We start from the raw sequence: 23,687 nt of genomic DNA on the forward strand, positions 1-23,687 counted from the left end.
CTCGTACACTGGGAGAGCGCCTTCGTAGCTCAGTCGGATAGAGCGGCCCTCTCCTAAAGGGCAGGTCGCAGGTTCGAATCCTGTCGGGGGCACAAGCAGAAGAAGAAAGCAGACGAGAAGGGACCGTCCCTGAGGACGGTCCCTTCTCGTATTGATTCGCGGTCAGTGCGCGGCGCGGTACGCCTCGATCACGTCGGCCGGAATGCGGCCGCGCTCGGAGAGCTTGTGGCCGTTGTCGCCGGCCCAGGCGCGGATCGCCGCGGTCTCCGGGTTGCGGTTCGGACGCTTGGCCGCGGCGGACGGGCGCCCGGTCGCCGCGCGCTGCGTGCGCCGGCCCGAAGAGATGAACGGAGCGAGCGCCGCACGCAGGTCTGCGGCGTGAGCGCTGGTCAGATCGATCTCATAGGCGGAACCGTCGAGCGAGAAATGCACGGTCTCGCCCTCGCCCACTTCGAGAACGGAACCGTCGATATCGTCGACGAGCTGGTGAACAATTTTGCGTGCCATGGTGACAAATCTACGTGCAGGAATTGTCCGTGGCAATGATTGAAATGCGGAATGTCATGAATGTCCCGGATCGATCAACTTCAATCCGACAATGCACCCCACCAGACCGAGGATCAACAGGATCCTCATCCAGGACACTTCGGAATCGCCGGTGATCATGGCCCAGACGACGGTGAGCGAGGCGCCGACGCCCACCCACACCGCATAAGCAGTGGCGGTCGGGATCTCTCGCATCGCCCAGCCCAGCCCGAACATCGATGCCACCAGACCGACGACGAAGATGATGCTGGGCCACAGCCGGGTGAATCCCTCGGACTTGCCGAGGGCCGTCGCCCAGACGGCTTCGCAGACTCCGGAGATGATGAGCACGATCCACGCCATGGCGGGCCTCCTGAGAGCCAGTCTTTTCGCTGTCCGGGTACTGGCCCGCCTCGTCCGGGTGCGCAATGCGCTGTGTCGAGATTACCGCGGACGCCTGGGCAGGAGCAGTGCAGCTCGGCTCAGGGGATCAGCCCGTCGCGCCGCGCCCGCGCGACAGCGGCATGCCGGGTCGGGGCGTCGAGCTTCGCCATCGCCGTGCCCAGATACGCCTTCACCGTCGACTCGCGCAGCCCCAGCTCGGCGGCGACCTGCGCGTTGGTCTGGCCGAGCGCTGCACAGCTCAGCACGTCGAGCTCGCGGGGGGAGAGGCGAACCTCGGAGGTGCGCGGGAGCGGTGACGGAGCGGAGAGGGCCAGCAGACGGCGCTCGAGCTCTCCGAGGCGTTCGCGCACGGTCTCGTCCGGCACGAGGGCGGCGATCGAGCGCAGCTCGGCGAAGCTCTCCCGCAGCTCTTCGCGATGCGCGGGACTCAGCGCAGGCGGGGGAGTGGGCGCGCTCGCCGAGCGCAGTCGTCGCTCCACCTCCTCGCGGATGCGCAGCTCACCGGCGAGCGCGTCGGCGATCTGCATCGCCGGCGCGGTGGTGATCCCGCCGGCCGGCGGCTCCTCCCAGGCGCCCGCGTACAGCACACCGCGAGGCCGCCCCGACACGATCACCGGGATCGCGAGCAGAGTGCGCAGCCCCTCGCCCAGGACGAAGCCGTCGTAGTCGTGCGTGATCTGCTGCGAGGCGCCGTAGTCGTGCGTCATGCGCGGGCGCAGTTCGATCATCGCTCGCCCGCCGAGACCGCGCTGCGGCTGCACCCGCAGTCCCTCGAGGCTCCGCGTGCGAGAGCCGACGATCGCGGTGACCGGGACCTCGCCGCTGTCGAGCAGGCCGCCGAATGCGACGGGGAAGCGGGTGCGCCGGATCAGCTCGCGCACGGCCTGCGCGACCAGATCCGCGTCGGATCCGACTGTCTCGAACGAGTTCACCCGACTACCAGCTTCCGAGGTGTCCACCCCGTCCCGTCGTTTTGTAGCGTCGACGCTATCACTCCGGCGCGTGTGAGGGCCTGGCGGAGAATCCCGCCGGAGGCCGAAGCAGTCCGGGCCGGTACCATCGACGCGCGGATGTCCGGTGCCGACGTGACGCCCCCTCTCCAGAGGGGGGAACGTCCGCCCCGGCGGCCTACACACCGGGGCGGACGTCGTGCACGGGATGGGCTCGGGCGGCCGCATCCGCCTCCAGGTCCAGGAGGTACCGCTTGCGTTCGGGATGCGCGCCGTACTCGCCGGGCGAGCCGTCCGCTCGCACCACGCGATGCACGGGCACGACGATCGAGAAGGGCGTGTTCCTGCATGCCGTGCCCACCGCTCGGGCGGCACCCGGGCTGCCGGCCATCGCCGCGATCTCGCCGTAGCTCGCACTCTCGCCCCAGGGGATCTCGCACACGGACTGCAGTGCGGAGCGGGTGAACCCGTTGGTGAGCCGCCAGTCCAGGGTGAGCTCCCGATCGAAGCGGATCGGCTCTCCGGAGAAGTACGCCTGCAGCAGCTCGTCCATCTCCGCGCTCGCACCCGGATCGGGTTCCGGCACGGCGTGCAGCATCCGCGCGGTCGCCTCGAGCGCCCAGGGGGAGTCGCGGTGCATCCCCTCCGGCAGGTCGAACGCCACGAGCCCCACGTCGGAGAACACACACAGCGCATCCCCGAACGGGGTGTCGGCGAAGTCGTAGCGGTAGGTCATGCACCCATCCTCGGTCACCACGTGTGCGCAGGACGGCCGGATCCGCAATCGGTGCGAAGAATGCGGAAAAGACCCGCTGTGGAGGGAGAAAGCACCTGAATCCGGCGAAACCCAGTGGATCTGACGGTTCTGCCCATCCACCACGCCTAGTCTTTGTCGTGTGTGGCGACGTGACGGGAAGAACGCGGAGGAGAAGTCCGTGACGCCCGGCGACGTCGATGTGGCAGAGCCGGGCGTGCAAGCGGTGCACGCCGCGACGGCTGAGCGAGCCCGCCTCAGGGCGGAAGCAGCGGAGCTCGGCGGCCCCTCGCCGCTGACCGCGTATCGCGATGTCGCGGCGGGCGGGATCGACATCTCGCGGGCTCACCCCGGCAGCCTGCCGCAGTTCATCACGGGCCGTTCCACGTTGCTGTCCAACCTGTTCCGCGATGAGGTGGGGCTTCGCGGCGCGCGCCTCGCCGCCGACCGGATCACGGCGAAGAACACCGAGCTGCGCACCGTGCGCGGCCTCGATGCCGTGCACCTCGCGGTCGGGCTGTGCACCTGGCGGATCGGCGGCGTCGACTACGCCGCCCCGATGCTGCTGCGTCCGCTCGCGATCCGCCGGCACTACGCGGACTACGAGCTGAAGCTGCACGGACAGTTCTTCCTCAACCCCGAGCTCGTGCGCATCGCGCGCGATCACTTCGGGATCACGATCGACGACGCCCGGCTCGCCGCTCTGGCGTACCAGAACGGCGTGTTCGCGCCGCAGCCGGCGATCGACATGCTGCGGGCGGCCACCGCATCCGTCGACACGTTCTCGGTGCAGCCGCGCATGATGGTGTCCACGTTCGCCGACGTCGGCACGGCGATGGCCCGCGATGCGCATGACCTCGACCACCCGATGCTCAACGCACTGGCCGGCCATGCGGCCGACCGCGAGCGCGTCTCCGCGCCGGGACCGCAGCCGTCCACGGCCGGGCCCGACGACCGTGCCCCGGCCTCGGACAACCTCCTCCTCGACGCCGACAACGAGCAGGAGCAGGTGCTCGCCCGCATCGCGGCCGGGCATTCCCTCACGGTCTCGACCCTTCCGGGAACCGGCGGGACCCAGACCGTGATCAACGCGATCGGTGAGCTGGTGCGCGCGGGCAAGCGCGTGCTCGTCGTCTCGCCCCGCCGCTCGACGCTCGACGGCGTGCGGCACCGTCTGAGCGGGATCGGGCTGGACGGGTTCGCCGTCTCGCCGGGATCGGTGCGCCGGGATCTGGTGCGCGCGATCGGGCGCAACGAGAAGGCCGCGGCTCCCAAGCTCGCGGAGATCGATGACGCCCTGCTGCGGCTGCGCACGGTGCTGCGCGACTATCGCCGCGCGCTGACCGAGACCGATCCGGCGCTGGGCGCGAGCGTGCTCGATGCCACCCGCATGCTCACACGGCTGGCCCTGCTCCCGACTCCGCCGACCACGACGGCGCGGCTCGGGCGCCCTGCGCTGCAGAACCTCGCGGAGGATCGCACGCACGCCGCGGAGGCGCTGGCGCAGGCCGCGCGGCTGGGGGAGTTCCGGTTCGGCCCCGACGACTCGCCCTGGTACGGGGTCGTCTTCTCCTCGTCGGACGAGGCGCACCGCGTGCACGCGCTCGCCGAGGCCCTGCACGCGCGCACCGTGCCGGAACTGCTCGAGCTGGGATACGAGCTCGTCGCCCAGACGCACATGCGCCCGTTCGCGACGATCTCGGAGCTCGGCGAGTACCTGCGTCTGCTGCGGGGGATCCGCGATTCGCTCGACCATTTCACCCCGGCTGTGTTCGAGCGCCCGCTCGGCGAGCTCATCAAGGCGCACGGCAGCCGCCGGGACAATGCGGCGATGACCGGCGCGAACCGTCGCCGTCTGCGCCAGCTCGCCAAGGAGTACGTACGCCCCGGGGCGCATGTGGGCGACATGCACGACGCGCTCACCCGCATCCAGGCCCAGCGCACCGAATGGCAGCGCTACGTCGACGCCGGTGTCGCGCCAGAGGTGCCGCTCGGTCTCGCCGACGTCTCCGTCGCCTGGCGCGACGTCGACGCGCAGCTCGCCGAGCTCGACACGGCTCTGGGGCGCCGGGAGCCGCTCGCGACGCTTCCGGTCGCGCGTCTGCTGCGCACGCTCGCCGGACTCGCGGCGAAGTCGGACGTCTTCGACAACCTCATCGAGCGCGCCCGCATCCGCGACGAGCTGGCGGGGCTCGGCCTCGAGCCGCTCCTCATCGACCTGTCCACCCGGCACCTCTCCGAAGACCGGGTCGGCGCCGAGCTGGAGTACGCCTGGTGGCAGTCCCTGCTCGAGCAGGCGCTGCGGCAGAACCGCTCCCTGCTGGGCGCGAACACCTCGGTCGTCGACCAGCTCGAGCGCGACTTCCGCCTCGTGGACGAGGCGCACGCCGGGGCGGCGGGCCCGCTGCTCGCCTGGCAGCTGAGCGGCCAGTGGCGGATCTCGATCGTGGACGAGGCCGCCGAGGCGCAGAACCTCCGGCACGGGCTCACGCAGCACCGCACCACGGTCGCGGAGCTCGTGGCTGCGGCCCCCACACTCATGCGCGTGCTCGCGCCGGTCTGGATCGCCTCGCCCTATCAGGTGCCGGACCTGCCGGACTCGGTGGAGTTCGACACCGTGATCCTCGTCGACGCCGCCGCGATCAACCTGGCCGAGGCGACCCCGGCGATCCGCCGCGCTCGTCAGGTCGTCGCGTTCGGCGATCCCGTGCTGCAGAAGCCGACCGCGTTCCAGGTCGCCACGGTGCCCTCGGAGGACCGCGAGGAGGAGCATCCGTTCGACGAGGTGTCCGTCTTCGAGCGCCTCTCCGAGCTGCTGCCGGTGGTCACCCTGACCCGCAGCTACCGCGCCGGCGGCGAGGATCTGGCCTCGCTCATCAACGACGCCTTCTACGGCGGCGAGATCGTCTCCCTGCCGTGGGCGGGTTCTTACCTCGGTCGCGGGTCGCTGACGGTGGACTACGTCGAGGGCGGTGTGGGGATCCCGCATCCCGAGACCGGCGCGATGGAGAGCCCGGAGGCCGAGGTCGCGCGCATCGTGACACTCGTGGTCGAGCACGCGGTGCATCGCCCCACCGAGTCGCTCATGGTCGTCACGGCCAGCCGCACGCACGCCGAGCGGGTCTTCGCCGCGGTGTCGATCGCCTTCGCGGGCCGCAGCGATGTGGCCGAGTTCGTCGGCAGGGACACGCAGGAGCCCTTCATCGTGCTGACGCTCGAGGAGGCTGCGGCCGAGAGTCGCGACCGCGTGATCTTCTCGCTCGGCTACGGCGTCACCAAGCACGGCCGTGTGCTCAGCGACTTCGGCGATCTGTCCTCGCCCGATGGCGACCGCCTGCTCACGATCGGCATGACCAGGGCGCGCCGCTCGATGGTGATCGTGTCGTCGATCCGCCCGTCCTCGTTCGACGAGGGGCGCCTGGACCACGGGGCGGCCACGCTCATGTCGATCCTCGGCGACCTCGCCGGACACACGCGCGAGGAACGTGCGGAGGACCAGGCGGATCCTCTGACCCTCGCCCTCGCCCGCGAGCTGCGCCGCATCGGCGTCTCGGTCGACGTGGACTACCGCGGTCTGCTGCCCCTCGTGGCGCAGCATGCCGGCAAGGCGGTCGTGATCGAACCGGACCCGGAATCGCGTGCCGAATCGCTCCGGGAGACGCTGCGGCTTCGCCCCCAGGTGCTGCGGCGGCTGGGCTGGCACTACATCCGCGTGCATGCCTTCGATCTGTACAGCGATCCCGCCGGGGTCGCACGTCGCATCGGCGAGGTGCTCGGGGTCCCCCTCGACGCGCCGCGCGTGGACGGCGACACCCAGCCGCTCGATCTGGACGATGCCTGACGACGAGCCGTCCGCGTCGCCTGAGTCGGTCGAGGCGGGTTCCGGCGACTCCGGATCCCGGCAGCGCATCGTACGCGTCCGAGGGTCGCGTCGCGCGCGCCTGACGGCCGCCCCCGGCACGCACGCCGAACCCGATGAGCGCGATCGCGAGTCCGGCACGGAGGCGAAGGGCGCCTCCGGCCCGAACGACGCGGCGCTGCGCCGTGAGGTACCGCCGCACTACTGACGCGGGACCGCAGACGCGACGACGCCCCGGTCGCCACGAGGGCGCCGGGGCGTCGGTGCTTCGTCTTGTCGCTGCGCTTCGCGCTCAGCAACCGGTCCGATCAGGCCGACTTCTGCTTCTCGAGCAGGTCGCGGATCTGGATGAGCAGCTCCTGCTCGGAAGGCAGGGACTCGGGCTCTTCGGTGACGCCCGCCTTGGCGGCGCGGCGCTGGTTGAAGTGGTTCATCGGCATCACGAACGCGAAGTAGACGACGACGGCCACGGCGAGGAAGTTGATGATCGCGCCGATGATCGCACCGTAGGCGAAGTTGGTCGTCGTTCCCTGCATGTTCGAGACGCCCCAGACCAGGTGGTTGAGGTCCTGAGCGCTGAAAAACAGTGCGATGAGCGGGTTGATGAGACCCTTGACGACCGCATCGACAATCGCCGAGAAAGCTGCGCCGATGACGACCGCGACGGCCAGGTCGATGACATTGCCGCGGAGGATGAACTCCCTGAAGCCCTTGATCATGCTTTTTCTCTCCCCTGAATGGTCGGCCTCAGGATCCAGAGGCCGGTGCGGAGGCGGGCGCAGGTGTGGCGCTCGCCGTCGATTCCGACTTCGATGATGCCCCCGTGGAAGAGGAAACCCCAGACCCCGCGCGGGAGTCGGTGCGATAGAAGCCCGAGCCGTTGAAGGTCACACCGATGGATCCGTACTCCTTGCGCAGGCGGCCCTGGCATTCGGGGCACTCTGTGAGGGTGCTGTCGGAGAACGACTGCACGGCGTCGAAGCGATGCCCGCAGGCGGTGCAGGCGTAGGAGTAGGTGGGCATGGGGGCCTCGCAGATCTCGGTTTGGAGGGTCAGGTCAGGGGGAAGACGACGGTGCGCAGCGGCGTGACGGCGCCGGTGACCGGCTGGTCGTGCACATCGTGGGGCACCTCGTCGAGGATCTCGGAGTCGAAGACGACGGCATAGGCGGGAGGGCACTTCTGCATTGAGCCGAGCGTGCGGTCGAAGTAGCCGCGGCCCCAGCCCATCCGCATCCCGGTGCGGTCGACGGCGGCTGCGGGGATGAGCAGCAGATCCACCTCGTCCAGCACCATCGGGTTGAGGATCTCGCCGGTGGGCTCGGGCAGTCCGTGCAGACCCGTCGTGATCTCCTCGTCGGATCCGGCCACCGCCCAGTCGAGCAGGCCGTCCTCGCGGGTGATCGGCAGCAGGACCCTGATTCCGCGGGCGACCGCGGCGCGGATGAAGGCGCGCGTGCCCGGCTCGGTCGTGGTGGAGAGGAAGCAGGAGATCGAACGAGYGCCGGTTGCGGCGATCAACTCGTCAAGGCGGGCGGTGAGTGCCGTCTCGGCGGCGGCGCGCTGCTGATCGGACAGCAGGCTGCGGCGCTCGCGCAGATCGGCGCGCAGCGCGCGCTTCGCATGGTCGATGTCGCCGGGCATGGCCTCGATTCTACCGGGGAGCCGCCGAGCCCGCTCCGGCCCGAAGATGCTCCGCGCCCGTAAGCTGAGCAGATGACGAAGGCACGTATCAAGGCGGTCATCCCCGCGGCCGGCCTGGGCACGCGCTTCCTGCCCGCGACGAAGGCGATGCCCAAGGAGATGCTGCCGGTCGTCGACAAGCCCGCGATCCAGTACGTGGTCGAGGAGGCCGTGGCCGCGGGCATCGACGACATCCTCGTCATCATCGGCCGCAACAAGAACGCGATCTCCGATCACTTCGATCAGATGCCGGAGCTCGAGGGCAAGCTGACTCAGAAGGGCGACCACCGCCGGCTCGCCCGCGTCGTCGCATCCAGCGACATGGCCGACATCCATTACCTCCGCCAGGGCGAGCCCAAGGGGCTCGGGCATGCGGTGCTCCGCGCCCGCACGCATGTCGGGGATACCTCCTTCGCGGTCCTGCTCGGCGATGACCTCATGGACGAGCGCGATCCGCTGCTGACCGCGATGATCGCCGAGCACGAGCGGAGCGGCGCGGCGGTGATCGCCCTCATGGAGGTGGATCCCGACCAGATCCACTTGTACGGCACAGCCGCGCCGGACGGGGTCCCGGACGGAGCCTCGGACGACGTCCGGCGCGTGACCGGGCTGATCGAGAAGCCCACGCGCGAGGAGGCGCCGTCGAACCTCGCAGTCATCGGCCGTTACGTGCTGCCGCCCTCGATCTTCGCGATCCTCGAGCGCACCCCGCCGGGCAAGGGCGGGGAGATCCAGCTCACCGATGCGCTGCAGGAGTTCGCCGCGGATCCCGATGGTCCCGGCGTGCACGGCGTGATCTTCCGTGGCCGGCGCTATGACACCGGCGACCGGCTGGAGTACATCAAGGCGATCGTGCAGCTCGCCGCGGACCGCGACGACCTCGGGCCGGATCTTCGGGTCTGGCTCAAGGAGTACGTGGAGAGGATCTGAGCGGAACGTGGACGTCTCGGCACCGATGCGGCACGGCCCGGTCGAGCTGCGGCTCATCCGGGCCAAGGACGCGCGCCCGCTGCAGCACGAGCTGATCACCAACCGGCGCTGGCTGCAGCCGTGGGAGGCCACCCTGCCCGGCTTGCAGACCGGCATCGACATGCGGGTGAGCATCCGGCGGCTGCTGCAGCAGTACCGCGACGGCACCGGCTATCCGTTCGTGATGGAGTACGACGGCAAGCTCGCCGGTCAGCTCAACATCTGGGGCGTCATGCGCGGATCCCTGTGCTCCGCGACCATCGGCTACTGGGTGAGCGAGCGCTTCGCAGGGCACGGGATCACGCCCGCCGCCGTCGCGATGGCGACCGACCTCGCGTTCACGGACCTGGGGCTGCACCGGATCGAGATCTGCCTGCGGCCGGAGAACCGCCCGAGTCTGCGGGTCGTGCAGAAGCTCGGCTTCCACTATGAGGGGATGCGCCGTCGGTTCATCCACATCGACGGCGACTGGCGTGACCACCTCGCGTTCTCGCTCGTGCGCGAGGACGTGCCAGAGGGCGTGCTGAACCGCTGGGCGTCGGGGAGCGTTCCCGCCGACTGGGCGGCCGTCCCCGCGTCGGATCTGCCCGCGACCGCCGTGCCGGGCGATGCCGGGTTGCCGGGCGATGCCGGGTTGCATCGCGAGCGCGGGATTCAGGGCTGACTGCGGCTCACGCGAGCCTGGACCGCGTCGAGACCCCCTCGCAGCATCGACGCCCCTCCGCATGGACGGCATTGCGAGGGGGCGCGGATGCTGCGAGGGGGCCTCGGCGACCGAACGTGCGCAACCCTCGTGGGGGGCTCAGCCCTCGGCGGGCTCGGGCACGGCCTCGGGGACGGGGCGGCGGATCCCGATCCACGACACGATCCCGCCGATCGCGAACAGGGTGGCGGTGACCCAGGTGGCGCTGTGGAAGCCCGCGAGGTTCAGGGTTCCGCCGACGATCGTGGAGAGCATCGCGACCACGAGCAGCCCGGCCACGCGGGAGACGGCGTTGTTGACCGCGGAGGCGATCCCTGACCTGCTCTCCTCGATGGATCCGAGGATCGCGGACGTGAGTGGGGCGACGGTCAGTGACAGGCCGATGCCGAGGACGATCATCGCCGGCAGCACCTGCCACCAGTAGTCGAACTGCTCCGAGACCAGAAGCAGCAGGAGCGCACCCGCGGCCATGACCAGCGGTCCGACCGTCATGAACAGCCGGGGCCCGAGCCTGCCCGCCAATCGGCCGATGCGCGAGCTGAGCAGAATCATCAGGATCGTGATCGGCAGGCTCGCGAGCCCGGCCTCCGTGGCCTTGAGCCCGGCGCCCTGCTGCAGGTAGACGCCGATGACGAAGCCGTTCAGCGACAGTGCCGCGTACACGAAGAGCGTCGACAGGTTGCCCCAGGCGAAGTTGCGCACGCGGAACAGCGACAGCGGCATGAGCGGGTGCGGGCGGCGCTGGCGCAGCAGGAAGAAGATCAGCAGCGCAGCGCCGCCGATCGCCGTGATGAGGATCACGGGGGAGGTCCAGCCCTGGTGCGGCTGCTCGATGAGGGCGTAGACGACGCCGCCGAGGCCGATCGCGCAGAGCGCTCCGCTGAGCCAGTCGACCTGCGTGGTGCGTTCGTGCGCCGGCAGGTGGAGCCGGGCGACGAGCACGAGCGTGACGCCGATCGGCAGCACGTTGATCAGGAAGACGAAGCGCCAGGAGAGCAGATCCACGAACAGCCCGCCGAGCAGCGGTCCGACCAGCTGGGCGGCCGTGGTGAAGGCCGTCCACACCCCGATAGCCCTGGACTGCACCTCGCCGCGCATCACGGCGGTGATCAGCGCGAGCGAGCTCGGCACGAGCAGCGCTCCCGCGGCACCCTGCGCGGCGCGGGCGATGATCAGGACGAGGGGAGTGGGGGCGACCGCGACGGCGACGGACGCGATCCCGAACGCGATCAGCCCGATCCGCATCACCAGCACCCGCCCGTATGCGTCGGAGACGGATCCGGCCAGCAGGATCAGGGCGCTGAGCGTGATCAGATACGCGTCGACCGCCCACTGCTGGGTGGTGATGCCACCGCCCAGCTCGCGGCTGATCGCGGGCAGGGCGACCGTGACGACGGTGCCGTCGAGGAACGTGACGAACGACGCGAGCACGGCGACCGAGATGACGAGCCGCTGCAGAGGGGTGAACGAGGCCACGAGCCGACCCTACTCGCCGGCGAGGACATCGGGGCCGGTGCAGGGATCCACGAGGCACTGTATGGGGTCTGCCTGGGGTCGGCGTGCGCGTGTCGGCGCGGTCGCGAGCAGCCTGTCGCATACCGTGGAGGGCATGAACGGGCCGGTGCTGAGCGGGGGCGTGATCGTCCTGGTCGCGGCGCTGCTGTGGCTGCTCTATTTCCTGCCTTCGTGGCGGGGGCAACACCAGTACGACGCCGCCGAGCGCAATGCGCTGCGCCTGAATCGCGCCCTGCGCGTGCTCGCCGAGACCAGCGAGGCGCCCCGCGAGGTGCAGCTCGAGCTGAACGCACGCACCGCGCTCGCGCAGCAGAAGCTGGCCAAGCGGCTGCAGACGGACCGCGAGCAGGCCGACCTGCAGCGGCTGCGTGAGCAGCTCGCCGAGACGCACGCCGATCCTGCTTTCCGTCGCGCCCGCGCCCGTCGTCGCACCCGGCTCACGTCCACGGTGCTCTTCATCCTCGCGCTGGGGGCGGTGGGCATCGGCGTCTGGCAGCTGATCGCCGCCGGATCCTCCGTCCTGCTCTGGGCCGGAGGCGCCGTCGCGCTGCTCGCCCTGCTGATGCTGCAGCGGATGGCGGCTGTCGCCCGCCGCGCGGCTCGCCGTGCCGCGCGGATCGTGGCGCCGCCCGAGTCGGAGAACACGCCTGCTCGGGAGGCCGAACTGCACGACCAGGGCCCGCGTACTTGGACGCCGCGCACGCTGCCCGAGCCCCTCGTCTCGGTCGCCGGCTCCCGTGCGCACGCAGCGCGCGCCTCGATCGACGCCCAGACCCTCGCCCGCGAGGCGGCCCGCGCCGCCGAACTGCAGCGCAAGGCCGATGAGCTGGCCCCTCCGGCGCCTGCGGAGCTGCCTGCTCCGGCCGCCGCGCAGGAGTCGCCGTACGCGCGGATGGGCTATGTCGACGACGCCGAGATCGAGGCGCACGTGCGCCAGCTGCTCGCCCAGCGCGCCGCCGGCTGAGCGGATCCCGACACGCCCGGCGCGCGTTGCGCGCGCCCCCGATGATGAGCGCCTCCGGATCCCCGTGTTAGGCTTATCTGGTTCACGGGCCCATGGCGCAGTTGGTAGCGCGCCTCGTTCGCATCGAGGAGGTCAGGGGTTCAAATCCCCTTGGGTCCACCGGAACAGAAGGCCCCGAGCAGTCGCTCGGGGCCTTCGTCGTCGGCGCAGCCCGCGAGCCGTGCCGTCGTGCTCGTCCGGCAGCGGCTGCCCGCCGCGGTCACTCGCGGCGCGATGCGTGGCAGACCGCGCAGATCATCGCCGACGCCGGCCCGCGATGCGTCGGTCTTCTCCGCCTCAGGTCAGGGAAGATGGATCCCATGGGTGATTCGACCTCCTGCGGTCCCGACTGCGCGTGCGGGGCGCCGCCGCGCGATGTGCTGTCCGGCGGGCGTACGGCGCTTCCGCTGCTCGGCGCGCGGGGTGGGGCCGGGGGAGACGCCGGCGGCGGACATGCGATCGTACAGGCGCAGGTGCCTGCCGGATCCTTCGTGATGGGCGACTCCTCGGGCGATGAGAATCGGGGCGACGGCGAGACCCCGCGGCACCGGGTCGCGCTCGAGGGTTTCGAGATCGACGCGACCACCGTCACGAACGCCGACTTCGCTCGCTTCATCGAGGCCACCGGCTATCGCACCGAGGCGGAGACCTTCGGCTTCTCCGCCGTGTTCCACTTGGCGGTGAGCGCCCCCGACGCCGACATCATGGGCCCGGCCGCCGGTACCCCCTGGTGGTACGGCGTACGCGGCGCGGACTGGGCGCACCCGGGCGGATCCCGCTCGGATCTGGACGGGCTCGCGGACCACCCGGTCGTGCATGTGAGCTGGAACGACGCCGTCGCCTACTGCGCCTGGGCCGGCCGACGGCTGCCCACCGAGGCCGAGTGGGAGTACGCCGCCCGTGGCGGGCTCGACGGGGCGAAGTACCCCTGGGGTGACGAGGAGCCGGACGACGGCGGGTGGCGCACGAACATCTGGCAGGGCTCGTTCCCCCGCGAGAACACCCTCGACGACGGCTGGCTGACCACCGCTCCGGTGCGCGCCTTCGCCGCCAACGGGTACGGACTCTTCCAGCCGGTCGGCAACGTGTGGGAATGGTGCGCGGACTGGTTCGATCCGCGCACGTACGAGCGCTCGGCCGAGTCGTATCCGCGGGGCCCGACGCTCGGCATGGCGCGCGTGCTGCGCGGCGGCAGCTACCTGTGCCACATCTCGTACTGCAACCGCTACCGCAACTCCGCGCGCAGCTCGAACACGCCCGACTCGTCGATGGGCAACGCCGGATTCCGCACCGTCTCGCTCCGAACGGAGAACGCATGAGCACCAGCCGCTTCCCCCGGCGCGTCTACGACCGCGGCGAGGAGCCGGATGCCCGCTTCACGCTCGCGAATGAGCGAACGTTCCTGGCCTGGATCCGCACCTCCCTCGCTCTGCTCGCGGGCGGCGTCGCGCTGGAAGCGCTGGGCCTGGGCATGCATCCCGGATTCAGGCACGCGGCGTCGATCCTGCTCATCGTGGCGGGGCTGCTGACCCCGGTGCAGGCGTGGCTGGGCTGGATGCGCACCGAGCGGTCGCTGCGGGAGTCGACCCCGCTGGGCCCGCCGTGGATCGCGATCCCGCTCGTCCTCGTGGTCGTGGCGACGGGGATCCTCGTGCTGCTCGGGGTGCTGTTGGCGTGAGCAGCGAATCCGAGCGGGTCTTCGACCCCGGCCTGCAGCCGGAGCGCACCGCCCTGGCGTGGCGGCGCACGGCGCTGGCGCTTGCCGGAGGATCCGTCGTGATCATGCGGATCCTGCCGTCGGTGATCGGCGGGGCTGCGCTCGTGCTCGGCTTCGCGGGGCTCGCCCTCGCCCTGGTCGTGCTGGTCGGCTCGCACCGGCGCTACCGGCGCCAGCACCGGGCGCTCACCTCGGCAGAACCGGTCGTGCTGCGCTCCGGCTGGCCGGTCGCCGCACTGACCGGTGCGACACTGCTCGTCGGGGTGCTCTGTCTGATTTTCGTGCTCGGTCGGGGGTGAAGGCCGCCGTCGGCAGCTGAAGGGGGCGGCGAAGCGCCCCGTGCCGCCCTCGATGAGAAGGGCGACCCGGGGCGCCTGCGGGCGGAGCGGCTCAGACGATCGCGCGGAGGCGCGCGTCGAGTGCGTCGAGCGCCTCCGCCGAGAGCACGTCCTTCGCCATACCGGCGACGGCGGCGAGCGGGAAGCCCCTCGCCATGCCGATCATCGGGTGCGCGCCGATTCCGGGGGCTGCGGCCTCGAGCAGCGCCCTGCTGCGCTCATCGTCCAGAAGGTCGCCCACGGGGGAGTCGCGGGAGAAGAGTGCCGAGGACCCGGCGTTCGCGGCAGGATCCGGAGTGAACGACGCGGTTCCGGCAGGGATCCCAGATGCCCCCGTGCGGGCGACCTCACCCAGCCAGCCGAGGCTCGGTTTGGGGGTGCGGGCGAAGGTCTCCCGATCGACTGCGATCAGTCCGAACGTCGGCGCCCAGTGCCCCCACTCGTAGTTGTCCAGCGCTGACCAGTGCAGGTAGCCGCGGATATCGATCCCGTCCTCGATCGCCGCGGCGAGATGCCGGAGCGCTTCGGTCGTGTAGCTGATGCGGCGCGCGTCATCGCCGGTCGCGATGCCGTTCTCCGTCACGAGCAGGGGGAGGCCGGTCACCTCGTGCGCGTGCCGCAGAGCCAGTCCGAGCGCGTCCGGACGGTACGCCCATCCGGTGAGGGTGTTGTCCGGGTGGGCCGGATGCGGCACAGGGCCATGCTCGTTCACCGGCTGCGTGGTGTACGACTGCACGCCGACGAAGTCGTCGCCGCGTGAGGCCTCCAGGTAGAGGTCCTCCCACGCCCACGTGACGTCGCGGAACACCTCCTCGTTGCCCGGAGTCGGGGTGAAGGCCTGCTGGGCGATCGTCCAGCCGACCTTCGCCCGGGTTCGCTCGCGCAGCACCATGGTCGCGATCCGATGCGCCTCGACCATCCGCTCCCCGAGCACGGGGTCCGGGCTCAGCGGGCCGTCGTGGGCGAGGGTGAGTCCCTCGCCGTGCTCCATGCCGGCAACGAACTTCTGCATGAGGGCGACCATGTTGGGCTCGTTGATGGTGCACACCCATTCGACGCCGTGGAGAATGGTCGATACCTTCTCGACATAGAGGCGCCACCGTTCCAGCGCTTCACCGCTCATCCAGCCCCCGGCCTCGGCGAACCAGTACGGCGACGTGAAGTGGTGGAGCGTGACGACCGGCTCGAGTCCGAGCTCGCGGGCGGTGTCGATCATGCGGCGGTAGTGGGCGAGCTCGGCGAACGACCAGCGGTCCCGTTCCGGCTCGATCCGCGCCCACTCGATGCTGAACCGGTAGGCGTTCAGGCCCGCATCGGCCAGGAGGCGCATGTCCTCGGCGTAGCGATGGTAACTGTCGTCGGCATCCCCGGAGTATTCGGTCAGGAAACCGTCGCCCTCCCATCGCCAGAAGTCGCTCGAGGTGTTGTTTCCCTCCACCTGGTGGGCGGCGGTGGAGGCTCCCCAGAGGAACCCTTCTGGTACTCGTGACATGATCCGTCTCCTCGTGTCGTCAGTCGATCGTGATGATGTGCTCGTCGCCGAGGGCGTCGACCCCGGCACCGATCCGCAGGGCGTAGCGTCCGGGCTCGGCGATCCAGGCGTGATCCTCAACGGACCAGTGCTGGAAGGCGCGTCGCGGGATCGAGATCGCGATCGGCGTCGTGACCCCGGCCTCTGCCCGGACCGCGGCGAATCCGGCGAGCCAGAGCGCGGGGCGCTCGATCTCCGAGTCGTCGACGCGGGACACGAAGGCCTGGACGACCTGCTTGCCCGTGCGGCCGCCGACGTTGGTCACGGTCGCGGAGACTCGGGCGCCTCCGTCGGACCGGATGGCCTTCTCGTCGGCGATGCGCCACTGCGTGTAGCCGAGTCCCGACCCGAAGGCCGCGACAGGGGCGGGGCCTTCGGGGCGTCCTGCCCAGGCGCGGTAGCCGATGTTCAGTCCCTCGTGGTAGGCGAGCCTCCCGTCCTGCGGTGTCGTGTTCCACACCGGCACGTCGTCCTGGTTGCGGGCCCAGGTCGTGGTCATCCGCCCTCCCGGCTCCACGGCCCCGGTGAGCACGTCGGCGAGAGCAGTGCCGAACTCCTGGCCGGGGAACCAGCTCAGCAGCACCGCCGCCACCTCATCAACCCACGGCATGAGCACGGGCGCACCGGAGTTCACGACCACGATCGTGCGGTCGTTGACGGCTGCGATGCGGCGCACAAGGTCGTCCTGGCCCTCGGGGAGCGCGAGGGACGGGCGGTCGAAGCCCTCGGACTCGATGCTCTCGCTCGTGCCTACCACCACGATCGCGACGTCTGCGTGCCTGGCGGCATCCACCGCTTGCTGCAGTTCGGCCTCCGGGTCGCCGAAGACGCTCTCGGTCCCGAGCAGGACCATGGCGAACGGGAACCCTCCGGGCAGGAATGGCACAAGGTCGAGCTCGATCCGCACCTGCTGCCCCGCCTCGAGATCGACCTCGGCGGAACGGACAGGAGGGTGCAGCACCCCGGACACCAGGTCGCCACCGGCCGGGGCGATCTCCTCGTCCACCACGGTCTCGTCGTCGATCCGGAGCGTGGCACGGCCCAGCCCGGCGAAACCGATCCGCTGAGGTCCCGACTGCTCCGCGGTGTAGATGGTGCGGAACTCGAGCCGCTTCGACCGCGCCAGCTCCGGGGCGAGGAGCCAGCCGAAGCGCCCGGAGGGGAATGTCTCGGCGCCGAACTCCGTGCCGGACTCGTCGATGTAGTGCACCTGGGTGCCCGCCGCGCCGTCAGGGGCGGCGAGTGCGCCTCGGGGGAACGGGCGCAGTTCGGAGACCGGGGGCAGCCCCGGCGCCGACACAGCTCCGGGGAACGCTGCGGCGATGCCGTCCCAGGGGGAGTGCTCGACGGCCGGGAACACCATCGCGGAGCCGCCTCCCTGCGCGCGCCCGTGCTGCGCATGCTGACCGATCACCGCGACCTTCGGCGCCCCATCGAGCGGCAGCACGCCGTCGTTGCGGACGAGCACCATGCCGTCCGCGGCGGCTTCACGCAGTAGGTCGGCGACGTCGGGCGCCGTCCACGCCGGGACGTGCTTCGCCGCGGGGGCGCCTTCGAGGGCGCCGATCCTCGCCGCGAGGCGAAGCAGACGCTCGACCTTCTCGTCGAGAGCGGATTCGGGCACTTCTCCCGCGCGCACCGCCGCCACGAGCGCGGCACCCCACGGCCCGTCCGGGCCCGGCATCACGAGGTCCTGCGCGGCGTTGGCGCTCTGCACAGTGTCCTTCACGCCATTCCAGTCGGAGACCACGACCCCGTCGAAGCCCCATTCGCTCTTCAACGGCGTGCGCAGCAGGTCGTTCGATGCGGCGTGAGCGCCGTTGACCTTGTTGTACGAGGACATGACCATCCAGGCGCCGGCCTGCACGGCCCGCTCGAACGGGGCGAGGTAGAGCTCGCGCAGCGTGCGCTCGTCGACGATCACATCGACGCTCTCCCGATCCGTCTCGCTGTCGTTCGCGATGTAATGCTTGGGCGTGGCCGCGACGCCTTCGGCCTGCAGCGACTCGATGTACGCCGCGGCGATCTCGCCGGTCAGCCACGGGTCCTCGCTGTACGCCTCGAAGTGCCGCCCGCCGCGCGGCGAGCGGTGCAGGTTGATCGTCGGGCCCAGCACGACGCCGATGCCCTTCGCGCGCGCCTCGGCCGCGATGAGCTTCCCGAGTCGTCGCACACGGTCCAGATCCCAGCTGGCGGCGATCGAGGTGGCGGAAGGGAGGCTCGCGGACGGATCCCGGTCGTCCATCGCGGGTCCGCGGACGCCGGTCGGACCATCGGAGACCATGATCGATGACAGGCCGACGGCCGGTTCGGAGGCGAGCGTCCACGTGGATGCCCCGGTCACGAGGGTGACCTTCTGCTCGAGGGAGAGCCGGGATACGAGTGCGGGCAGGTCGATGGTCATGCAATCATCCTTTGCGGGTGGTTTCGGTGGGGGCGTCATCGTCCGCCGACGGAGGGCGCCGGGAAGAAGGTCAGGCCGTCTCGGCGCCAGAGCGGCTCCTGTGCGGCGAGGCGGGGGCGGAGGTCGTTCCACGCGCGCGCGGGCCCGGCGTCCCAGGCGCGCTGGGCGAGCGCCTGCAGGCGGGGAGGCACAGGGTTGCGGGCTGATTCATCGAAGGCGTCCTCTGGTCAGGCGGTTCAGCGCACGCTGCGGATGGGGAGGACGGCGAGAGCACCGGCGATGCCGATCGCACTGACGACGAGGAACAGCGGGCCGTAGCCGAGCGACATCACGATGAGACCCGCGGCCGCGGGGGCGATCGTGCCGGGCAGGGTCGCGGCGAGGTTCAGCACGCCCAGATCCTTGCCATAGGCCTCGGGGTCCGGCAGCACGGTGGCCATGAGGGCCTGGTCGACGGCGATGAACGCACCGAATCCGATGGTCACCACGACCGACTGCAAGATGAGTCCGGGAACGGTCGGCATGACGAACGGGATCGCGGCGCCGACGGCGATCAGCAGTCCTGCGGCGAGAACGAGGGGCTTGCGGCGGCCGATGCGGTCCGAGAGGGGACCTGCGACCGCGGTCGCGATCAGCAGCCCGGGAAGGGCGATCAGGCTCAGCAACGGGACGAGGGAAGTCGCTTCCTTGAGAGTCAGGCCGATGTAGTCCTGTGCGATGTAGAGGGAGTAGTTCGACGTCATGTAGTAGCCGCCGAAGAGCAGGATCCGGCCGAGGAAGCCCCAGAAGAAGTCCGGATAGCGCACCGGGTTGACCCAGAACGCTGACAGGAACGCACCCACCGAGAACGGACGGCGCGGCTCGCCGCGGTTGTCGCGGCCGCGCACGATGAGCGTGAACAGCAGGATGAGCACGACGACGAGTCCCGTGACGGCGGCGTAGCCGAGGGCGATCCTGTCGACGAAGAACGAGCCGAGGACCGGGCCGATCACGGCGCCGAGTAACACCCCGAGCCCGACGAACGTCGAGTAGCGGCCTCGGAAGCGCTCGGGCACCCGGTCGGGCAGCAAGGCGGAGAACGGGCCCTGCCACGCGTTGAATCCGAACTGGACCACGAGGATGCAGATGGTGAGCGCCGCGAGGTTCGGGGCGAGGCCCGCCGTGAGGAGCGCGACCGTGCCGATCGCGGCGCCGACGAGCATCCAGGGGTGACGTGAACCCCACCGTGTACGGGTGTGATCGGACAGCACGCCGAAGATCGGCTGCGCGAGCATCGCCGCGATCGCGGACAGCGAGTGGATCAGCGCGAGGTGCTGGACCTTGGCGGCCGCGTCGAACTCCTGCACCTGGATCGCCATGAAGAAGGCGGCGACGCCGTAAGCGAGCGGGGCGGCCGCGGCGGCGAACGGCGCGAGGCGGAAAAGGCCGCGCAGGTCGGCCGGGAGCCGGCTCGCCGACGGGCGGGGCTCGCGCTCGATGGTGGGGGACGGGGCGTCAGCGTTGGTGGACATCGTTGTCTCCAGGGCGAGAGGATTCGGGATCCTGTTCCGGGCCTCTTCACCTCGGACAGTGTCACCACCATAGTGGTAAGGATTGTGATCTGCAAGACTCGATCGATCATGGTGAACGAGATGAAGGCGCGGGGCAGCTACCGCACAGGTCGCGAGCGGGTCGAGCGGATCCTCGACGCGGCCCACGAGCTGTTCATCGAGCAGGGATATCGCGCGACGTCGCTGCGGGACATCGCGCGGGCCGCCGGGGTCTCCCATCCCGCGGTGCTGCGCTACTTCTCGTCCCGCGGTGAGATCCTCACTGCCCTGATCGCCCGTCTGGACGCCGAGAGTGCGCAGCGCTGGGAGCGTCGAGGCGAGGATGGGGACGAGCCCATGTCGGCGTCGGCGATCGCGCGAGCGGGGCAGGCTGTCCCCGGTTGGATCGAACTGTTCACCGCGCTGCTCGGAGAAGGCACGAGTCCGGCGCACCCCGGACACGCGCTCATGCTGGAGCGTCGCCGTGCAGGCATGATGCTCGCGGTCGAGTCGCTCACCCGCCTCGGACCGACCGCGGCCCTGGGTGAGCAGGAGCTGAGACTGCTCGTGGCGGGCTGGGAGGGGCTGCAGATCCTGTGGCTCTACTTCCCTGGCGAGATCGATCTCGTGGGTCAGCTGGCACGGCACGAGACCGACCTGGCGGGTGCCGCCGTTCCGGCGCCGGCCGTCCCGGCCGCGATGGCTCCCGAGGTCGCGGACCACGGAGAGGTGATCGCAGCGGCCGCGCGCCAGTACGCCGCGCACGGGTACTACGAGACCTCGATGCAGGCGGTCGCCGACGATGCCGGGATCACCCGTGCCGCGCTCATCCACACCGCGCCGACGAAGCGCGCCCTCCTCGACCTCGTGCTCACGGGGCTCTTCGGGGCGGCCGCCGAGCATGCCGAGGTTCTCGAACTCACCGCGCGGCCGCGATGGGTCACCGCGGCCGAAGCGGTGCTGATCTGCGAGGCGACCGTCCCGTCCCATCCTGCGCACGTGTTCTTCCGCGAGCGCCTCTCCGCCGCTCGGACGTCGGTCGAGGGGATGTTCGCGGATGAGGGCGTGCGAGATCCCGCGATCGAGGCGGACTGGGTCGTCGGATCGTGTCTCGGGATCCTCATCGCCTGGCTCTACGAGCCGGAGCTCGTGGACCCGGCATCACTGCTGCAGGCTGTCCTCAGCAGCGTGCGCTCCCGCGCGCAGCGCTGATCCGCCTCTCGTTCGATGCTCCGGCGGCTCAGCGCGCCGAGAGGATCGAGCTCACGTCGAACACCACGGAGTCGGGCGTGTAGGTCCCGTCGAGCTGGAACAGCAGATACCGGGCGGCACTCCCCAGGTATTCGTGTCCGCTCCCGGCCGCCGTCTCGACGGCGTCGCGGTACGGGCGTACGCGGTCGAGGTCGAGGAAAGTGAGGGCGTTCGCCGCTTCGAGCCGCGACCACACGTTGTCGTGGTCGCGGAGGATCTCGGCGAGCGCGCGGTAGGCCGCTTCGTCGCCGGTGATCCGCGCGAGCGCCTCCGCGGCAGGGAGAGCGACCGAGGCGTCCGGATCCTCGATCGCCCGCCGGAGGTCCTCGGCGGCGGGCGCGACGACGTGATCCGGAGCGAGGGCGAGCAGGCCGATCGCGCCCCACCTCCGCACCGTCGGATCCCGATCCGCCAGGGCGGCGAGGAAGTCCTCGACGGCCGATGCGTCCCGATCGGCGCCGCGGTCGGCGAGGGCGAGCACGCGCTCGAGCGGATACGCGCCGGGGGCGCGGCTCTCGTCCCAGCCCTGCATGGGGGAGTCCTCGGCGAGGAACCCGTTGTCGTGCACGGCGAGGATGTGCGTGCGCAGGGCGGCGCGCAGCTCCGACTCCGCGTCGGCATGAGCCGCGGTTCCGGCGAGGTTGACGACTTCGTGCGGGTCGCTCTCGAGGTCATACAGCTCGGCTCCGGGAGCGGGCTGCCACCACCGCTCCTGCGCGGCGTCGAGCCGGCCGTCCAGATGCGCCCTCTCCCAGGCGCGATAGCCCGCGGCGTTCCAGGCGAATGCCTGATGCTGCAGATGCGGGCGATGCGGCGTGTAGTTGCGGATGTAGCGGTAGCGTCCGCTGCGCACCGTGCGTGCCACCTGGTAGCGCTCGTCCATGCGGTTGCGTGCGCTGTACGCGTGGGCGGGCAGGGTGCGGGTCAGCGGCTCGGCCCCCATCTGGGCGGGAACGTCGAGCCCGACCAGGTCGAGGAGGGTCGGGGCGATCGCGAGCGTGGACACCGGCGAGGCGACGCGTGCGCCTGGGCCGCCCAGCGGCGAGCCGAGTCGTTCCGGGGTGGCGATGACGAGGGGCACGTGCACGCCCTCCTCGTAGAGGAACCGTTTGCTGCGCGGCATCACCCCGCCGTGGTCGGAGGTGAGCAGGACGATCGTGTCCTGGGTGAGGCCGTCCTCCTCGAGCTGTGCGAGCAGGCCGGCGACGAAGGCGTCGTACGCGGCGACCGCCGAGTAGTAGACGGAGAAGTCGCGGCGCACGGCGGGGTCGTCGGGAAGATAGGGCGGCACGTCGATGGCGTCGAGCGGTACCGCGGGCGCGAACGGCTTCCTGTCCATCCGGGCGAGGAACGGCGCCAGCGCCGTCATGAACGGCGACTCCTCGTCGAACACCGAGGACTCGTGCGAGGCGTCGAAGTTGAATACGGCGACGAACGGCGCCTCCGCGGGGCGATTGCGCCAGTGCGCCGTCGCAGAGCTCTCCGCCCAGATCTCATCGGGATCGAAGGCGGCGTTGTAGTCGGTCTTGGCGTTGTTGGTGCAGTAATAGCCGGCGTCGCGGAAGAGCTCGGGATAGGTGGTCATCCAGTCCGGCACCGCTGCCGCCGACCGCATCCGATCGGCGGGGGAATGGCTCTCGGGGGTGATGCCGGTGAGCAGACCGAACCGCGAGGGGGCGCACACCGGTGCGGGAGAGCTCGCCGCCGTGAACACGACCCCGCGATCCGCGAGCGCGTCGATCGCGGGCGTGGCGGCGAGCCGGTCGCCGTAGCAGCCGAACCACGGCGGGCAGTCCTCCGAGACGATCCAGAGCACATTGGGGCGCTTTTGCGAGTCCACATCGACCTCTTTCTAACTACCGAGTACTCAGTAGTTATAACAGAGAGGGCGGAATCGGCCAACCAGGTCGCACCGCCGCGACCGGTGTGCGGGGGTCAGTCGCGCGTGAGGGGTGCGACGGCAGCGTCGAAAGCGGCGATGAGGTCGAAGCCGGGCCGCAGCAGGTACTGCAGCTGCAGGCCGTCCATGAGGGCGATGACCTGCGACGCGGCGTCGTCGATGTCGAGATCCGGCGTGAGTCGTCCGGCGCGGATGTCGCGGCGCAGATAGTCCTTGAACTGCCCGGCCGCCCCGCGGTAGCGGCGCAGGAAGTAGTCGTGGGCGGGATGCTCCGGATCCGTCGCTTCCGCGGCGAGGGTCACGAAGAGCCGCATGAATCCGGGGCGTTCCAGGTTGCGGCGCAGGATGTGCCGGCAGGACTCGAGCATCCCACCGCTCGCGTAGGCGGCGTCCAATGCCTCCTGATCCGCCTCATTGCGACGCTCGAGCGCGGCCAGCAGCAGCTCCTCCTTGGTGGGGAAGTAGTGCAGCAGGCCCTGGATGGTGAGGCCGATCTCGTCGGCGACGGTCTTCAGGGATCCCTGTCGATAGCCCTGCCGGCCGAACACGGCGACGGCGGCGTCCAGGATCTGCGCCCGGCGCTCCTCGGGGTGGAGGCGGGCTGCCCTGGTGCGCCGGGTCGGCGTCGACTGATCCGTCATGTCCTGATCGT

General features: G+C 70.5%; 23 protein-coding genes, 2 tRNA genes and 1 riboswitch. Of the genes, 11 read left to right on the forward strand and 14 right to left on the reverse strand.

Annotation, left to right across the window (positions count from 1 at the left end; all coding sequences use genetic code 11):
• Positions 1-18 precede the first annotated feature (18 nt).
• Positions 19-92, forward strand: a tRNA-Arg gene (locus AC1DG4_RS04655).
• A gap of 70 nt (positions 93-162) precedes the next feature.
• On the opposite strand, the gene AC1DG4_RS04660 is transcribed toward AC1DG4_RS04655, so the two are convergent.
• From AC1DG4_RS04660 to AC1DG4_RS04675, 4 genes are all read right to left on the reverse strand, one after another.
• Positions 163-507: a histone-like nucleoid-structuring protein Lsr2 gene (locus AC1DG4_RS04660; protein ID WP_477376567.1), complete on the reverse strand. Its 345-nt coding sequence runs from the start codon at positions 505-507 to the stop codon at positions 163-165.
• Positions 508-561: 54 nt separating this feature from the next.
• Positions 562-888, reverse strand: coding sequence for a DMT family transporter (locus AC1DG4_RS04665; RefSeq protein WP_477376569.1), 327 nt, complete (start codon positions 886-888; stop codon positions 562-564).
• A gap of 11 nt (positions 889-899) precedes the next feature.
• Positions 900-964, reverse strand: a riboswitch (guanidine-III (ykkC-III) riboswitch).
• A gap of 43 nt (positions 965-1,007) precedes the next feature.
• The gene (locus AC1DG4_RS04670; protein ID WP_477376571.1) at positions 1,008-1,862 is read right to left on the reverse strand and encodes a LuxR C-terminal-related transcriptional regulator; all 855 of its coding nucleotides are present in this window, start codon (positions 1,860-1,862) and stop codon (positions 1,008-1,010) included.
• 196 nt (positions 1,863-2,058) lie between these two features.
• Positions 2,059-2,616, reverse strand: coding sequence for a methylated-DNA--[protein]-cysteine S-methyltransferase (locus AC1DG4_RS04675; protein ID WP_477376573.1), 558 nt, complete (start codon positions 2,614-2,616; stop codon positions 2,059-2,061).
• Positions 2,617-2,776: 160 nt separating this feature from the next.
• On the opposite strand from AC1DG4_RS04675, the gene AC1DG4_RS04680 reads away from it, so the two are divergent.
• Together AC1DG4_RS04680 and AC1DG4_RS04685 are read left to right on the forward strand one after the other, a co-directional pair.
• Positions 2,777-6,475 carry an AAA family ATPase gene (locus tag AC1DG4_RS04680; RefSeq protein WP_477376575.1) on the forward strand — a complete coding sequence of 1,233 codons (3,699 nt, stop codon included), beginning with the start codon at positions 2,777-2,779 and terminating at the stop codon, positions 6,473-6,475.
• Positions 6,468-6,701 carry a hypothetical protein gene (locus AC1DG4_RS04685; protein ID WP_477376577.1) on the forward strand — a complete coding sequence of 78 codons (234 nt, stop codon included), beginning with the start codon at positions 6,468-6,470 and terminating at the stop codon, positions 6,699-6,701. Before AC1DG4_RS04680 ends, AC1DG4_RS04685 begins: the two co-directional genes overlap by 8 nt.
• 100 nt (positions 6,702-6,801) lie before the next feature.
• On the opposite strand, the gene mscL is transcribed toward AC1DG4_RS04685, so the two are convergent.
• The 3 genes from mscL to AC1DG4_RS04700 are packed head-to-tail and all read right to left on the reverse strand — an operon-like array spanning position 6,802 to position 8,136.
• Positions 6,802-7,212: a large conductance mechanosensitive channel protein MscL gene (gene mscL / locus AC1DG4_RS04690; RefSeq protein WP_477376579.1), complete on the reverse strand. Its 411-nt coding sequence runs from the start codon at positions 7,210-7,212 to the stop codon at positions 6,802-6,804.
• A gap of 28 nt (positions 7,213-7,240) precedes the next feature.
• The gene (locus AC1DG4_RS04695) at positions 7,241-7,516 is read right to left on the reverse strand and encodes an FmdB family zinc ribbon protein (RefSeq protein WP_045273495.1); all 276 of its coding nucleotides are present in this window, start codon (positions 7,514-7,516) and stop codon (positions 7,241-7,243) included.
• A 29-nt stretch (positions 7,517-7,545) separates the two neighbouring features.
• A complete protein-coding gene (locus tag AC1DG4_RS04700) occupies positions 7,546-8,136 on the reverse strand; it encodes a 5-formyltetrahydrofolate cyclo-ligase (protein WP_477421096.1) in 591 nt (196 codons plus the stop codon).
• A gap of 72 nt (positions 8,137-8,208) precedes the next feature.
• Between AC1DG4_RS04700 and galU the strand changes: the two genes are divergently transcribed.
• Together galU and AC1DG4_RS04710 are read left to right on the forward strand one after the other, a co-directional pair.
• Complete coding sequence (galU, locus tag AC1DG4_RS04705) at positions 8,209-9,105, forward strand: UTP--glucose-1-phosphate uridylyltransferase GalU (RefSeq protein ID WP_477376583.1); 897 nt, start codon at positions 8,209-8,211, stop codon at positions 9,103-9,105.
• A gap of 25 nt (positions 9,106-9,130) precedes the next feature.
• Positions 9,131-9,808 (forward strand): GNAT family N-acetyltransferase, encoded by a 678-nt coding sequence (locus tag AC1DG4_RS04710; protein ID WP_477377342.1) that lies wholly within the window; start codon positions 9,131-9,133, stop codon positions 9,806-9,808.
• Between the two features lie 138 nt (positions 9,809-9,946).
• Here the strand turns inward: AC1DG4_RS04710 and AC1DG4_RS04715 are convergent, their stop codons facing one another.
• Positions 9,947-11,323: an MFS transporter gene (locus AC1DG4_RS04715; protein ID WP_477376585.1), complete on the reverse strand. Its 1,377-nt coding sequence runs from the start codon at positions 11,321-11,323 to the stop codon at positions 9,947-9,949.
• A gap of 133 nt (positions 11,324-11,456) precedes the next feature.
• Between AC1DG4_RS04715 and AC1DG4_RS04720 the strand changes: the two genes are divergently transcribed.
• From AC1DG4_RS04720 to AC1DG4_RS04740, 5 genes are all read left to right on the forward strand, one after another.
• On the forward strand, positions 11,457-12,326 hold the full coding sequence (locus AC1DG4_RS04720; protein ID WP_477376587.1) for a hypothetical protein: 870 nt from the start codon (positions 11,457-11,459) through the stop codon (positions 12,324-12,326).
• Between the two features lie 86 nt (positions 12,327-12,412).
• Positions 12,413-12,485, forward strand: a tRNA-Ala gene (locus AC1DG4_RS04725).
• 200 nt (positions 12,486-12,685) lie between these two features.
• Positions 12,686-13,684 carry a formylglycine-generating enzyme family protein gene (locus tag AC1DG4_RS04730; RefSeq protein WP_477376589.1) on the forward strand — a complete coding sequence of 333 codons (999 nt, stop codon included), beginning with the start codon at positions 12,686-12,688 and terminating at the stop codon, positions 13,682-13,684.
• The gene (locus tag AC1DG4_RS04735; protein ID WP_233311440.1) at positions 13,681-14,043 is read left to right on the forward strand and encodes a YidH family protein; all 363 of its coding nucleotides are present in this window, start codon (positions 13,681-13,683) and stop codon (positions 14,041-14,043) included. Before AC1DG4_RS04730 ends, AC1DG4_RS04735 begins: the two co-directional genes overlap by 4 nt.
• Positions 14,040-14,381 carry a YidH family protein gene (locus AC1DG4_RS04740; RefSeq protein ID WP_477376591.1) on the forward strand — a complete coding sequence of 114 codons (342 nt, stop codon included), beginning with the start codon at positions 14,040-14,042 and terminating at the stop codon, positions 14,379-14,381. Before AC1DG4_RS04735 ends, AC1DG4_RS04740 begins: the two co-directional genes overlap by 4 nt.
• 91 nt (positions 14,382-14,472) lie before the next feature.
• On the opposite strand, the gene AC1DG4_RS04745 is transcribed toward AC1DG4_RS04740, so the two are convergent.
• Genes AC1DG4_RS04745 through AC1DG4_RS04760 form a run of 4 tightly spaced genes read right to left on the reverse strand, consistent with a single transcriptional unit; the run spans position 14,473 to position 19,866 of the window.
• Positions 14,473-15,912: a glycoside hydrolase family 1 protein gene (locus tag AC1DG4_RS04745; protein WP_477376593.1), complete on the reverse strand. Its 1,440-nt coding sequence runs from the start codon at positions 15,910-15,912 to the stop codon at positions 14,473-14,475.
• 19 nt (positions 15,913-15,931) lie between these two features.
• On the reverse strand, positions 15,932-18,355 hold the full coding sequence (locus AC1DG4_RS04750) for a beta-glucosidase (protein WP_477376595.1): 2,424 nt from the start codon (positions 18,353-18,355) through the stop codon (positions 15,932-15,934).
• Between the two features lie 35 nt (positions 18,356-18,390).
• Positions 18,391-18,546 carry a hypothetical protein gene (locus tag AC1DG4_RS04755; RefSeq protein WP_477376597.1) on the reverse strand — a complete coding sequence of 52 codons (156 nt, stop codon included), beginning with the start codon at positions 18,544-18,546 and terminating at the stop codon, positions 18,391-18,393.
• Between the two features lie 45 nt (positions 18,547-18,591).
• A complete protein-coding gene (locus AC1DG4_RS04760; protein ID WP_477376599.1) occupies positions 18,592-19,866 on the reverse strand; it encodes an MFS transporter in 1,275 nt (424 codons plus the stop codon).
• A gap of 108 nt (positions 19,867-19,974) precedes the next feature.
• Between AC1DG4_RS04760 and AC1DG4_RS04765 the strand changes: the two genes are divergently transcribed.
• The gene (locus AC1DG4_RS04765) at positions 19,975-21,096 is read left to right on the forward strand and encodes a TetR/AcrR family transcriptional regulator (protein WP_477376601.1); all 1,122 of its coding nucleotides are present in this window, start codon (positions 19,975-19,977) and stop codon (positions 21,094-21,096) included.
• Between the two features lie 28 nt (positions 21,097-21,124).
• Here the strand turns inward: AC1DG4_RS04765 and AC1DG4_RS04770 are convergent, their stop codons facing one another.
• Complete coding sequence (locus tag AC1DG4_RS04770) at positions 21,125-22,975, reverse strand: sulfatase-like hydrolase/transferase (protein WP_477376603.1); 1,851 nt, start codon at positions 22,973-22,975, stop codon at positions 21,125-21,127.
• 95 nt (positions 22,976-23,070) lie between these two features.
• Complete coding sequence (locus AC1DG4_RS04775; RefSeq protein ID WP_477376605.1) at positions 23,071-23,676, reverse strand: TetR/AcrR family transcriptional regulator; 606 nt, start codon at positions 23,674-23,676, stop codon at positions 23,071-23,073.
• Between the last annotated feature and the right edge of the window lie 11 nt (positions 23,677-23,687).

The organism is Microbacterium sp. 05N427, from assembly GCF_056397105.1.

Excerpts from the sequence above, each read along its gene's own strand:
- AC1DG4_RS04675 (WP_477376573.1), bottom strand. The coding sequence starts at position 2,616 with ATGACCTACCGCTACGACTTCGCCGACACCCCGTTCGGGGATGCGCTG.
- AC1DG4_RS04660 (WP_477376567.1), bottom strand. The coding sequence starts at position 507 with ATGGCACGCAAAATTGTTCACCAGCTCGTCGACGATATCGACGGTTCC.
- AC1DG4_RS04750 (WP_477376595.1), bottom strand. The coding sequence starts at position 18,355 with ATGACCATCGACCTGCCCGCACTCGTATCCCGGCTCTCCCTCGAGCAG.
- AC1DG4_RS04685 (WP_477376577.1), top strand. The coding sequence starts at position 6,468 with ATGCCTGACGACGAGCCGTCCGCGTCGCCTGAGTCGGTCGAGGCGGGT.
- AC1DG4_RS04665 (WP_477376569.1), bottom strand. The coding sequence starts at position 888 with ATGGCGTGGATCGTGCTCATCATCTCCGGAGTCTGCGAAGCCGTCTGG.
- mscL (WP_477376579.1), bottom strand. The coding sequence starts at position 7,212 with ATGATCAAGGGCTTCAGGGAGTTCATCCTCCGCGGCAATGTCATCGAC.
- AC1DG4_RS04695 (WP_045273495.1), bottom strand. The coding sequence starts at position 7,516 with ATGCCCACCTACTCCTACGCCTGCACCGCCTGCGGGCATCGCTTCGAC.
- AC1DG4_RS04735 (WP_233311440.1), top strand. The coding sequence starts at position 13,681 with ATGAGCACCAGCCGCTTCCCCCGGCGCGTCTACGACCGCGGCGAGGAG.
- AC1DG4_RS04730 (WP_477376589.1), top strand. The coding sequence starts at position 12,686 with ATGGGTGATTCGACCTCCTGCGGTCCCGACTGCGCGTGCGGGGCGCCG.
- AC1DG4_RS04760 (WP_477376599.1), bottom strand. The coding sequence starts at position 19,866 with ATGTCCACCAACGCTGACGCCCCGTCCCCCACCATCGAGCGCGAGCCC.
- AC1DG4_RS04765 (WP_477376601.1), top strand. The coding sequence starts at position 19,975 with ATGGTGAACGAGATGAAGGCGCGGGGCAGCTACCGCACAGGTCGCGAG.
- AC1DG4_RS04710 (WP_477377342.1), top strand. The coding sequence starts at position 9,131 with ATGCGGCACGGCCCGGTCGAGCTGCGGCTCATCCGGGCCAAGGACGCG.
- AC1DG4_RS04720 (WP_477376587.1), top strand. The coding sequence starts at position 11,457 with ATGAACGGGCCGGTGCTGAGCGGGGGCGTGATCGTCCTGGTCGCGGCG.
- AC1DG4_RS04775 (WP_477376605.1), bottom strand. The coding sequence starts at position 23,676 with ATGACGGATCAGTCGACGCCGACCCGGCGCACCAGGGCAGCCCGCCTC.
- AC1DG4_RS04745 (WP_477376593.1), bottom strand. The coding sequence starts at position 15,912 with ATGTCACGAGTACCAGAAGGGTTCCTCTGGGGAGCCTCCACCGCCGCC.
- galU (WP_477376583.1), top strand. The coding sequence starts at position 8,209 with ATGACGAAGGCACGTATCAAGGCGGTCATCCCCGCGGCCGGCCTGGGC.